The sequence below is a fragment of the Stenotrophomonas sp. Ps181 genome (assembly GCF_025697425.1).
Classification (GTDB): domain Bacteria; phylum Pseudomonadota; class Gammaproteobacteria; order Xanthomonadales; family Xanthomonadaceae; genus Stenotrophomonas; species Stenotrophomonas sepilia.
On record NZ_JAHWBI010000003.1, the window covers coordinates 575,005 to 587,171 of the forward strand.

Here is a 12,167-nt window from a genome sequence, read left to right on the forward strand (position 1 = left end):
CATCCATGACCGAACGTCGCCGCCGTCCACGCCTCTCCCTCCGCCAGCGCTGGCTGGCCCTGCTGCTGGTGCTGCTGGCGCCGGCAACGAGCGTGGCCGCCGATGACCTGGTGCTGCAGGCGCGCGAGCAGCGTCCCTGGAACCTGCCGGCCGACCTGGAGCGTGTGGCCATTGCCGACCCGGGTGTGGCCGACATCGTGATGCTGCGCGGGCAGCGCCAGGCGCTGCTGGTCGGCAAGATGCCCGGCACCACCACCCTGCTGCTGTGGCACCGCAGACAGGCCGAGCCCCAGCGGTTGACGGTACGGGTGCAGAGCGCCGTACAGGGCGCCGCCAGCACCGGCAGCACCGGTCTGGTGTTCACCCAGCAGGACCAGCAGGGCCTCCTGCAGGGAAGCACCGACAGCATGCTCACTCACATGCAGGAACAGCGCACTGCGGCGATGGCGCTGGGCAAGGATGGCATGCTTGCCGATGCGTCCACCATCAACAGTGGTGGCGTGGTCCAGGTCGAGGTCAAGGTGGTCGAGTTCAACAAGACCGCGATGAAGCAGATCGGCATCAACTTCCAGAACCGCAACGGCGGCTTCGCCTATGGCTTCGCGCGGCCCGGCACTGGCCTGCCCGGCAATACCGGCCTGCTGCCCGGCATGAAGGAAGGCAACAGCAGCAACGAAGCCGTGTCGCCGATTTCCTCGGCGTTCCGGCTGGTGTTCGGCTCGACCAAGGGACTGTGGAACGCCGATGTCGAACTGCTGCAGAGCAATGGCATGGCCCGCGTGCTGGCCGAGCCGACGCTGGTGGCACTGTCCGGCCAAAGCGCCAGCTTCCTGGCCGGTGGCGAGCTGCCGATCCTGGAGCCGCAGGGGCTTGGCACCACCACCATCACCTACAAGCCCTTCGGCATCGGCCTGACCGTGACCCCAACGGTGCTGGCGCCGAACCGGATCGCGCTGAAGGTGGCGCCGGAGGCGAGCGACCTGGACTACAGCAACGCGATCGTGCTCAACAACGTGCAGATTCCCTCGATCACCACCCGTCGCGCCGATACCACGGTCGAGCTGGGCGATGGCGAGAGCTTCGTCATCGGTGGCCTGGTCAGCTCCAACATCGTTTCCAACGTCAACAAGATTCCACTGCTGGGCGACCTGCCGATCATTGGTTCGTTCTTCCGCAACTTCGACTACAAGCGCCAGGACAAGGAGCTGGTGATCATCGTCACCCCGCGTCTGGTGCAGCCGCTGGCACGCAACACCGAACTGCAGCTGCCTGGCGAGCGCGAAGCCAAGCCGCATCTTCCCGAATGGGGGGCGTGGTTGCTGGGGCCGGTCAGCCAGGACCCGGTACCCGGCTTCTCGCGCTGACTTCCATGACGCCTGCGGAACCACGCCCATGCCCTACGCCACCGCCCAGCCGCTGCATCCGCAAGGACCGCCGATGAACCTGGTCCTGTACGGCATCGACCGCGAACTGCTGCCCCGGCTGGCCGCCAAGCTGCCGCCGACCACCACCCTGCACTGGCAGGACAGCAGTGCGCCGACGTCGGCGCAGGACCTGCAACGCGGCCCGCAGAGCCTGGTGCTGCTTGACTTCCGGCCCGAGCACGCGGCTGCCTCGAGCGTACTGGCACAGCAGCTGCAGCAGACCCAGCCGGACCTGGCCCTGGTCGCGGTCGGCGCCACCAGCGCCGGCCAGGTCGAAGGCGTGGTGATTGCCCTGCGCGCCGGCCTGCGCGATGTGCTGGACCTGGACAGTGACAACGCCGGCATCGAGGCGGCCCTGCGGCGTGCGCTGTCACCGCGCCCGGCCGCGGTGGCGCAGCACGCGCACAAGGCGCGCCTGATCGTGCTGCTGGGCGTGCGCGCAGGGGTCGGCACCAGTACCCTGGCCGCACATCTTTCGGTGCTGGCGCAACAGACGCGAGCCCTTGCCCAGGGCGATGCAATGCAGCAGGACGGCCTGTTGATGGAACTGGCACAGCCGTCCGGTGACCTCGCGCTGTACCTCAATCTCGACAGCCGCTTCCACTACGAGGATGCGCTGCGCAATGCCAGCCGCATCGACGCCACCCTCGCACGCACCGCGATGGCGCGCCATGACTCCGGGCTGGTGCTGCTGGACCGTGCCGGCGGCAGTGATGCCGTGCCCCCGTCCGACCCTGGCGCGCTGCTGCAGCGCCTGCGCGGGGTGTTCGCCAGCGTGCTGTGTGATGCCGGCGGCTGCCCGCTGCGGCAGCTGCCGCCGCTGTTGCTGGACCAGGCAGACGAGATCTGGCTGGTCACCGATGCGTCAATCGCCACGCTGGTCTCGCTGGACCAGGCGCTGAAGCATCTTGCAGGCCAGCGCGAGCGCGAGAAGCGCCTGCAGCTGGTGATCAACCGCCACGACGACAGCAGCGGCATGAGCCCGGAACAGATCGCACGCCGCTTCGAAGTGCCGTTGCTGGCGACATTGCCTGAACGACCGCGTGTGCGCCTTGCCGCCAGCCAGGGCCGCCTGCTGCTGCAGGATGCGCCGCGCGATCCCTACCTGCGTGCCCTCGCCCCGCTCGTGTCGCGGCTGGACCCGGCTGCCTGCCCGGTCCAGCCGCATGGCCTGCGGGAAAGACTCTCCCTTGCCCTGGGTGGATCGCAATGGAAGACAAGGTAACCCCGTTCCCGCATGCCGTTGCCCGCCCGCTGCTGCACGAGAGCCCGGGCCACCTGCCGTTCGCACAGACCGAGCAGTACCAGAAGGTGCTGTCGGCCGCACATGAGCACCTGCTCAACAGCATCGAGGACGAGCGCATCGACATCGATTCCTGGGCCCCGGATACCATCGCCCGCTGGGTGCAGGTGCAGACCGTGGGCTTCATCCAGGAATGGCGCATCCCGATCAACGAAGAAGAGATGCAGGTGGTTGCCGAGGGCCTGGTCAAGGAGCTGACCGGTTTCGGCCCGCTGGACGACCTGCTCCACGACCCCACCATTGAAGACATCCTGATCAACGGTTTCAAGGACGTGCACGTTTCGCAGGGTGGCCAGCTCCGGCGTGCCACCCAGCGCTTCACCGATGACACCCACCTGCTGCGCATCCTGCGCCGCATCCTCGCGCCGCTTGGCCGTCGGCTGGATGATTCCAATCCGATGGTCGATGCGCGCCTGCCCAACGGCGGCCGCCTCAACGCGATCATTTCGCCACTGGCGGTGGACGGGCCGATGGTGTCCATCCGCAAGTTCCGCAAAGACCCGTTCACCCCCGACGAACTGCTCGCCAAGGGCACCTTCGACGCACCGATGCAGGCCCTGCTGAAGGCGATGGTGCTGGGCCGCTGCAACATCCTGGTCTCCGGCGGCACCAGTTCCGGCAAGACCTCGCTGCTGAACGCGCTGGCCAGCTACGTGCCACCCAGCGAGCGCGTCATCACCGTGGAGGACACCGCCGAGCTTTCGCTGAACCATCCGCACGTAGTGCGCCTGGAAAGCCGCATTGGCGGCGCCGAGGGCCAGGGCGCGGTCAGCATCCGCGACCTGGTGCGCAACAGTCTGCGCATGCGCCCGGACCGCATCGTGGTCGGCGAAGTGCGTGGCGCGGAAGTGCTGGAAATGCTGCAGGCGATGAACACCGGCCATGACGGATCGATGGCCACCATCCACGCCAACACGCCGCGCGACTGCCTGTACCGCATCGAGATGCTGGCAGGCTTTGCCGGCTTCCAGGGCAGCGAGGACAGCCTGCGCCGGCAGATTGCCAGCGCCATCGACTTCATCGTGCAGATCTCGCGGCTGGGCAGCGGACGCCGGGTGCTGGTCTCGATCACCGAGATCACGGGGGTCAGTGACAACCTGATCACCACCCAGGAAATGTTCCGCCACGAGGTGCAGATCGACGCCGCCGGCCGCGAGATCGACCGCTGGATCGGCCTGGGCTTCCATCCGCACTCGCACAAGCTGGAGCCGTTCCGCCAGCAACTGCGTGAATCGCTCTACGGGGACTTCTGAGCATGGGCACCGGCCTGCTGCTGGGCGTGTTGAGCATCATCTCGGTGCTGCTAGCGCTGGCGGTCTGGCTGTGGGGCGCTGCCAGCAACCGCGAGCAGCGCCAGGCCTCGCTGCAGCATGCCGAGCAACAACTGGCGCGTGGCAGCGCGGCCGGCGCGGTACCGGCCGGGCCTGCCGTTGCGGCGGCCAGTGATTCGACCCGCCCGGCCAGCTCCGGAACCCGCGTACTGCCGTGGGACGGTGTCCTGCAGCGCGCAGGCCTTGCGCCGGGCTGGAAGCTGCCACTGATGCTGCTGGTGCCGGGACTGGCGCTTGCGGTCGTCGCGGCGATGCGGCTGGGCACGGCCTGGATGTTTCCGCTGACCCTGCTGCTGTACCTGCTGGGCTGCTGGCTGTGGGTGATGCGCCGGATCACCAAGCTGCGCGCGCAGCTGCTGCGCCAAATGCCGGACTTTCTCGACAACCTGGTCCGCCTCACCGCGCTGGGCAACAGCCTGCAGGCCGCGTTCCAGGTGTCTTCGATGCAGACCAGCGCGCCACTGCGCGGCCTGCTCGACACCACGGTGCGCTATGCGCGCAGCGGCATGGACCTGGATCGTGCATTGAGCCTGGCCGCGCAGCCGTACCGGATGGACGTACTGAAGGTGCTGGCAGTGGTGATCGGAGTGAGCGTGCGCATCGGTGGCCGCGCCGACCAGATCCTGCAACGCATGGGCGATTTCATGCGCGACCTGGAACAGGCCCAGCAGGAACTGGCGGCCACCACCTCGGAAACACGGATGTCGGCCTGGGTGCTGGGGCTGCTGCCACCCTCCAGTGCGGTGCTGATGGCGATCTCCAGCCCGGCGTTCTTCCAGCCGGTGCTGCACGACCCGCTCGGTCACAGGATCCTGCTGATCGCACTGGGCCTGGAACTGCTCGGGGCGTTCCTGCTGTACCGCCTGGCCAAATCGCTATGACCGTCCGCAGCCGCCCCGGAGGTGCCCGATGAGCGCCAGCGCCTGGTTCGCCCTTTCGCTGCTGGTGCTGGCAGCCGGCGTCGCCCTGCTCGGTATCGCCGGCTGGGTGCGCAGCCATCGCGAGCACCGCAGCTCGGCCACGCTGAAAACCGCCCTGCAGCCTCGTGAAGAAGGCCGCGACACCGAGGCCACGCGCCGCGACTCGCTGGGCTGGATCGAGCGCTTCGGGCGCTCGCTCAGTGGCGGCCGCCTGGAGGCTGCGCTGCTTGCCAACGAAGACAAGCTGCTGTTGGACCTGGCTGGCTGGAACACGCGCCGTGGCACCGCCATCTATCTCGGCCTGCGCCTGCTGCTTGCCCTGTTGGTGCTGGCGCTGGCGCTGGCGTTCAGCAGCGCGCACGGGCTTGCCAAGGTGATGGTGGTGATCGGTGCGCTGGCGGCCGGGCTGCTGCTGCCCAAGTTCGTGCTGTCGTCGTGGGTCAAGCGCCGCCGCCGCGCGGTCGAGAACGAGCTGCCCCTGCTGATCGACCTGCTGCGCCTGCTGCAGGGCGTGGGCTTCAGCATGGACCAGAGCCTGCAGACGCTGGGTGACAAGCTGCGCGATGCATTGCCGGTACTCGGCGGCGAACTGCAGGAAGCCAATGTGGCCTATACCCATGGCCGCACGCGCGCGCAGTCATTGCGGCGGCTGAGCGAGGTCTACGCCGATGATGACCTGGCCAGCCTGATGCAGCTGATCCTGCAGGTGCATGCGCACGGCGGCGCAGTGCAGGAGCCGCTGCGCCAGTTCAGCATCCGCCTGCGCGAACAGCGCCGCAACGCGTTGAAGGAAAAGGTCGGCAAGCTCTCGGTGAAGATGACCGTGGTGATGATGCTGACCCTGTTGCCGGCACTGATGCTGGTGCTCGCCGGCCCGGCGCTGGTCGCGCTGGCCACCACCCTGTCCAAGATGGGATCTCCCTGATGCCTGCCCTGCGCACCTCCCGCCTGCTGCTTGCCGTCGCCCTCGCCGCCCTGGCCAGTGGCTGCGCCTCGACCACACCGAAGTATGTTCGGGCGCCCAGCCTTGCGCCGCCGGAACCCGCTCCGCAGGACAGCCGCAACGCCTATCTGGAGCTGATCGAACGCATGCAGCAGCAGGGCGCCTGGTATGCCTCGCTGGCCCATGTGGAAGCCTTCCGCCAACGCTATGGTGATCGCCCTGCCCTGCGCCTGCTGCAGGCCGACGCACTGCGTGAGACCGGCCAGACCGACGCGGCAGTCATGCTGTATCGCGAGCTGTCCAGCGGGCCGCAGGCCGCGGCGGCCGCCCATGGCCTGGGCCTGATCGCTGCACGCCGCGACGACGACGCCGGCAGCGAACAGGCGCTGGCGCGCGCCACGCAGCTGCAGCCCTTGAACACCGACTACCTGGGCGACCTGGGCTATGCACGGCTGCGTGCCGGCCAGTTCGATCAGGCCCGCGAGCCGCTGGCCAAGGCCCTGGAACTTTCACCGGGCAACGCCAAGGCAACGGCCAACCTTGCACTCTGGGCGGTACTGCGCGGCGACCAGGCCACGGCGGAGCGGCTATCGGAACAGGCCAGCCTCAACGAAGAAACGCGCCGAAGCATCCAGCAGCAGGCCCAGCAGATCCGCACGCGCCTGCAGCAACGACAGGCCGCTGCCGCCGCCAAAGCAGCCACACCTGCACATACGGCCAGCGTCGAGAGTGGCGCTCGTGCATCGGGCGGCGCACGGCTGGCGGGCGAACCCCGCCGCGACCCGCGCGACCAACGCGATCCGCAGCGCCTGCCACCATCGATGCTGGAACGCTTCAGCGCCACCGACCACCCGACCGGAAGCACACCATGACCGCGATGCGCCAGACCCGACACCTGTTGCCCGTGCTGTGCTGCCTGCTTGTGGCCGGTGCCGTGCAGGCACAGCAACAGCCATTGACCGGACGGATGCTTGGTGGCCCCTCGGCGTCGCCAGCGGCCACGGTGCCGATGCAGGCCGAACCGCTTCCCACCGTGGAGTTGGCCGCACCGGCCGCATCCGCCGAGGTGACTGGGGCGCAACCGGCAACCGTCGCAACCGACGTTGCACCACCGGCCACACCGCGCACACGCATGCAGAGCGGCGAGGCCACCCGCAACCTGTTCCGCCTGCAGGCCTCCGGGCAGCAGGCCGGCCAGCGCCTGCCGATCCTGGGTGACCAGGCCACGCTGAGCTATGCGCGTTACCTGAAGAGCTTCGAACACGAGATCCCGGACTTCTTTGAGACCGATGTTGCCCGGTCCGGGGACGCCTCTTCCTCCGGACGCTGAGGTCGGCCATGAAACGCCCACGCCAGTTCAGTTTCAGCCGCGCACGCGGCGGCATGTCGGTCACGATGATGCTGGTCATGCTGGCGCTGTTGGCCATGCTGGGCCTGATCGAGATCGGCTATCTGTTCTGGGCCAAGCGTGATGCGCAGAAGGTGGCCGACCTTGCCGCACTGGCCGGCGCACAGCGGTTGGAGCTGTGCAGCCCGGACAACAGCGACAACAGCGCTGCCCGGCAGAATGCGCTGGCCCAGAACAGGTTCGCAGGCACCCTGCAGATCCGCTGCGGCAACTGGAGCGCCAGCCGTGGCACCGGCACCCGCTTCGTCACCAGCGTCGATGCCAGCAATCCACGCAATGCGGTTCAGGTGATCGCCGAGCGCAGCGTGCTGCCCTTCTTCGGGCAGAGTTCCAGCCTGCCCACCGTGAGCGTGCAGGCCGTGGCGCGCCGCGCCGAACCCACCGCGGTGTTTGCCGTCGGCTCGCAGCTGCTGCGGACCAATGGCGATTCAGTACTGCTGTCGACCCTGCGCCTGGTTGGCCTGGACGTCACCAATGCCACGGTGCTGTCCTATGACGGCCTGGCGCAGGCCAACGTGACTCCGTCCGGCCTGCTGAAAGCGCTCAACATACCGGTAAGCGCCAACCTCAGCGTGGCCGACTTCAATCGCCTGTTGTCGGTCAACAAGATCTCGCTGGCGCAACTGGTCGATGCCACCGCCACCGTGGTCGGCCGTGACTCGACGGTGGGCGTGCAGCTGCGCGCCCTGTCCGATCTGGTTGCCACCCAGCTGGACATCAACAAGCTCAACATCGTGCTTGGCAGCCAGTCCGGCGGCGGTGGCCTGTTTGCCGAAGTTGTCTCGCCCGACGGCACGGTCGGCAGCGCACTGGAGTCACAGATCAACGTGCTCAACCTGATCAACACCGCGATCTCCATCGCCAACGATGGCAATGGCGTGGCGGTCAAGGGACTGGACCTGCTGGGCATCAGGATCCAGGCCGGCGTGGTCGAGCCGCCATCGATCGCCATCGGCGGTGTCGGCAGCCGTGCCTACAACGCGCAGGTCCGGCTGATGGCGGACGTGGACAGCAACAACCTGTTCGCGCTGGGGCCGCTGCTGAGCCTGCTCGGCACGCGCCTGCACCTGCCGCTGCACGTCGACGTGGCCAACGGCATGGGCACACTGACCGGCATCCAGTGCGGCGGCAGTCCACCCAAGGCCACGATCCAGGTGGACTCGTCGGTGCTGCGCGCCTGCGTCGGCAATGTCGACCCCGCACAGCGCTTCTCCAGGGCCAATGTCTGCGATGCCACGCTGCAGGACGAACAGCTGCTGAAGCTGCTGGGCCAACCATTGATCAACGACAGGATTACCCTGCCCGCCCTGACCAGCACACAGGCCCTGACCCTGGCCGCCGGCGAGACCGGCTCGACCCGGATCAACCCGCTCGCGGTTGGTGACGCCGTATCGGGGCTGGTGAACGAGTTGCTGCGCGTGCTGTCAGGCATGCTCAGCTCGCCCAAGCAGGGCATGAGCGCCAACGACACGGCCAAGGCGCTGGCCGATCGCTACCTGCAGGCGGCCTTTCCGACTGGCGGACGCTACAACGTCGACCAGGTCATCCCGCTGCTGCGCGATGGCGATCCGGCACGCAATCTCGCCCCGCTGGGCAACTGGACGGTGAAGAATGGCGTCCCCAAGCCTTGCCTGCTGGGCCTGACCACCTGCTGGGAAGACGGTTCGGTGTGGGCCGGTTACAGGACGACCGTCACCGGCCAGGGCCTGGGCCTGCTCGATGGCCTGCTTGGCTCGCTGGTCGGCGGCCTGCTGATCAACCGCTGCGACAGCCTGCTCGGCAACCTGATCGATTACAACGGCTGCGTGCGCAACAATCTGGCGTCCTACATCCAGACTGCACCGGCGGGCTTTCTCGATGGTGCCGGGGGAACGGGTGTCACCAACCCCGATGGCAGCGTCAGCTGCAGCGGACTGCTGTGCACCCTGCTGAAGCCGATCCTGGCCGCACTGCGACCGGTGCTCAACAGCGTCGGCACCCTGCTGACCAACCTGCTGGCCAGCGTGCTTGGCCTGGAACTGGGCCGGACCGACGTCAACGTGCATTCGATCCAGTGCAGCGCCGCACAGCTGGTCTACTGAAATCGAGCCGTGACGGGCGCCCTTGGCGGCGCCCACACCCATGCTAGACTCCCGGCGGGGAACCACCTTCAACTCAACCCACACTCATCCGTGGATGGTCTAGACATGCGAGAAACTTCAGGGGGCGCGGTCTTTGCCCGGCACGCGCGCAGCGCGGCAGTGCTGGCCGTGGCGATGATGCTGGTGGCACCGGCAGCGATGGCCGCACGTGGCGACCGTGAGGCGGCCGCCGAACCGGCGCGCAGCGCGCCGGTGGTGCGCAATACCGTGGACGAACTCAAGCAGTTGATGGATTCGCGCCAGCTGACCGAGCTGCGCACCACCTACAACGGCAACTACGGCGCCAGCCTGCTGTTCAACGCCAACACCCTGACCTACTACGTGGCCCTGTTCCAGGAGAAGAACTTCTGGCGGGTGATCAAGACCGATGCGGTGGACAACGCCGAGCGTGTCTACCGCACCTTCGCGCAGCAGTCCGAACAGCTGGCCCAGGTCTACATCGACACCACCCGCCTTGAAGCCGGCAAGCGCTACACCGAGCGCCTGGTGGCCTACAACGAGGAACGCCTGCGCACCCTGCAGCAGGAAATGGAACAGCAGCAGGCGCAGTCGGCCCAGGTCAGCGCAGCCCTGCAGCAGGCCCAGCAACAGGCCGTGAGCCTGAGCACCGATGTGCAGAGCACCAACAGCCAGCTGGACGCCCTGCAGCGCCGCATCCAGATCCTGCAGGCCGAACAGGGCAACCCGGAGTTGAGCCTGCCCAAGCCGGACAGCATGCCCGCGCCGGCCGCCGCCAGCGACGGTCGCTGAGAGCTGCACCCACGGTACTCCACGCGACGGCGCCCTATGGCGCCGTTGTCGTTTTCGGCACTTCACGGTCACCGCATCACTGGCAGGCGTCGTAGACCGCGTCATCCAGCTGCCGGCGCTGCACGAAATCCAGGCGCCGACGCTTGAGCAGCGCCTGCCCGCGTTGGCGGCGGGCACGCTCGCAGGCCGCCGCATCCGTGCTGATCGTGATCAGCGCACCGTGCGCCCGCGCCGCACGCCGTGGCCGGGGCGATGGCTTCGGTGCCGAGGCCGCTGGCGCCACAGCGCCGCGGGACAATGACTGCTCCGCGGGCACGTCCCAGCGCCATGCGGCACGCCCCTGGCAGGGTGTCTGCTGGTAGACCGGGTGCGGTCCATCCACGCATTTGTAGACATGGGTCTGTGCCGGCGCTGCCATGGGCAGCAGCAGGCACAGCATCAGCGACCATCGCATGGCGGGCATCCGTGCGTTCCTGTGGCGGGCTGCGCTCATCCTCGGCATACGGCTCCCGTCCTGCCAGAGCGATACGCGTCACATCCGATGCAATCCAGCACAGCCGTGCAAGTCGGTCGCCTGCGCCTGCGCTGTACTGCCGAAGGCACCGGCATCCTGCCGAAGCCTTCCCTCCCTTCCGCCAAGGAACCTGCAATGAGCAACTTCGTCACCGTCGCCGATGGCGCCCGCATCTTCTACAAGGATTGGGGCACCGGCCAGCCGATCGTGTTCGCCCACGGTTGGCCGCTGTCTTCCGATGCCTGGGATCCGCAGATGCTGTTCATGGGCCAGAACGGCTTCCGCGTGGTCGCCCACGATCGCCGCAGCCACGGACGCTCCAGCCAGACCTGGAACGGCAACAACATGGACACCTATGCCGATGACCTGGCCGCGGTGATCGAAGCGCTGGACCTGAAGGACGCGATCCTGGTCGGCCATTCCACCGGCGGCGGTGAAGTGGCGCACTACATCGGCCGCCATGGCAGCAAGCGCGTAGCCAAGGTGGTGCTGGTCGGCGCCGTGCCGCCGCTGATGCTCAAGACCGCCAGCAATCCGGCCGGCACCCCGCTGGAAGTATTCGACGGCATCCGAAAGGGCACCGGCGGCGACCGTTCGCAGTTCTTCAAGGACCTGACCACACCGTTCTTTGGTGCCAACCGCGATGGCAACAGCGTCACCCAGGGCATGCGCGATGCGTTCTGGCTGCAGGGCATGCTTGGCGGCGTCAAGGGCCAGTACGACTGCGTGCACGAATTCTCGGAAGTGGACTACACCGAGGACCTGAAGAAGATCGACGTGCCGGCGCTGGTCGTGCACGGCGACGACGACCAGATCGTGCCGTTCGATGCTTCGGCCAAGCTGTCCTCGCAGATCATCAAGGATGCCGAACTGAAGGTGTACGCTGGTGCGCCGCATGGCCTGACCATCACCCACGCCGACCAGTTCAACGCCGACCTGCTGGCGTTCGCACGCAAGTGAGGTATCGCGGCGGCGCCGCAACGGTGCCGCCGCCCCTTCGGTAGTGCCGGCCGCTGGCCGGCAACCCGATCAACGCGTCGCGATCCTGCACAGCCGGCCAGCGGCCGGCTCTACCCCTGGCAGGTCAACCGCCTCCGCTTCGGTACTGCCGGCCGCTGGCCGGCAACCCGATCAACCCATCGCGATCCTGCACAGCCGGCCAGCGCCCGGCTCTACCCCTGGCAGGTCAACCGCCTCCGCTTCGGTACTGCCGGCCGCTGGCCGGCAACCCGATCAATCCATCGCGATCCTGCACAGCCGGCCAGCGGCCGGCTCTACCACCGGCAGGTCAACCGCCTCCGCTTTGGTAGTGCCGGCCGCTGGCCGGCAACCCGATCAACGCGTCGCGATCCTGCACAGCCGGCCAGCGGCCGGCTCTACCCCTGGCAGGTCAACCGCCTCCGCTTCGGTACTGCCGGCCGCTGGCCGGCAAC

Annotated in this window: 11 protein-coding genes; 10 read left to right on the plus strand and 1 reads right to left on the minus strand. The window is 67.8% G+C overall.

The annotated features are described in order from the left end of the window. Nucleotides 1-5: 5 nt before the first annotated feature. The 9 genes from KXV01_RS09515 (at nucleotide 6) to KXV01_RS09555 (ending at nucleotide 10,220) form a co-directional block, all read left to right on the plus strand. Entirely contained in the window at nucleotides 6-1,364 is a 1,359-nt protein-coding gene (locus KXV01_RS09515) for a type II and III secretion system protein family protein (RefSeq protein ID WP_049413527.1), read from the plus strand. A 28-nt stretch (nucleotides 1,365-1,392) separates the two neighbouring features. Further along, the gene (locus KXV01_RS09520; protein WP_049437831.1) at nucleotides 1,393-2,649 is read left to right on the plus strand and encodes a fimbrial protein; all 1,257 of its coding nucleotides are present in this window, start codon (nucleotides 1,393-1,395) and stop codon (nucleotides 2,647-2,649) included. Beyond that, nucleotides 2,634-3,980, plus strand: a complete 1,347-nt coding sequence (locus KXV01_RS09525) for a CpaF family protein (protein ID WP_049413524.1) — start codon at nucleotides 2,634-2,636, stop codon at nucleotides 3,978-3,980. Before KXV01_RS09520 ends, KXV01_RS09525 begins: the two co-directional genes overlap by 16 nt. Before the next feature lie 2 nt (nucleotides 3,981-3,982). Next, the gene (locus KXV01_RS09530; RefSeq protein WP_263467733.1) at nucleotides 3,983-4,939 is read left to right on the plus strand and encodes a type II secretion system F family protein; all 957 of its coding nucleotides are present in this window, start codon (nucleotides 3,983-3,985) and stop codon (nucleotides 4,937-4,939) included. A gap of 28 nt (nucleotides 4,940-4,967) precedes the next feature. Then, complete coding sequence (locus tag KXV01_RS09535) at nucleotides 4,968-5,903, plus strand: type II secretion system F family protein (protein ID WP_049413519.1); 936 nt, start codon at nucleotides 4,968-4,970, stop codon at nucleotides 5,901-5,903. Beyond that, complete coding sequence (locus KXV01_RS09540; RefSeq protein ID WP_099495818.1) at nucleotides 5,903-6,793, plus strand: Flp pilus assembly protein TadD; 891 nt, start codon at nucleotides 5,903-5,905, stop codon at nucleotides 6,791-6,793. Before KXV01_RS09535 ends, KXV01_RS09540 begins: the two co-directional genes overlap by 1 nt. After that, entirely contained in the window at nucleotides 6,790-7,251 is a 462-nt protein-coding gene (locus tag KXV01_RS09545) for a DUF3613 domain-containing protein (protein WP_099488246.1), read from the plus strand. Before KXV01_RS09540 ends, KXV01_RS09545 begins: the two co-directional genes overlap by 4 nt. An 8-nt stretch (nucleotides 7,252-7,259) precedes the next feature. After that, complete coding sequence (locus KXV01_RS09550; protein ID WP_262256939.1) at nucleotides 7,260-9,410, plus strand: TadG family pilus assembly protein; 2,151 nt, start codon at nucleotides 7,260-7,262, stop codon at nucleotides 9,408-9,410. 105 nt (nucleotides 9,411-9,515) lie between these two features. After that, nucleotides 9,516-10,220 (plus strand): DUF2968 domain-containing protein, encoded by a 705-nt coding sequence (locus KXV01_RS09555; RefSeq protein ID WP_049413511.1) that lies wholly within the window; start codon nucleotides 9,516-9,518, stop codon nucleotides 10,218-10,220. 76 nt (nucleotides 10,221-10,296) lie between these two features. Here the strand turns inward: KXV01_RS09555 and KXV01_RS09560 are convergent, their stop codons facing one another. Then, nucleotides 10,297-10,683 carry a hypothetical protein gene (locus KXV01_RS09560; protein ID WP_134709344.1) on the minus strand — a complete coding sequence of 129 codons (387 nt, stop codon included), beginning with the start codon at nucleotides 10,681-10,683 and terminating at the stop codon, nucleotides 10,297-10,299. Nucleotides 10,684-10,869: 186 nt separating this feature from the next. Between KXV01_RS09560 and KXV01_RS09565 the strand changes: the two genes are divergently transcribed. Continuing rightward, a complete protein-coding gene (locus tag KXV01_RS09565; protein WP_263467734.1) occupies nucleotides 10,870-11,694 on the plus strand; it encodes an alpha/beta hydrolase in 825 nt (274 codons plus the stop codon). Nucleotides 11,695-12,167 lie beyond the last annotated feature (473 nt).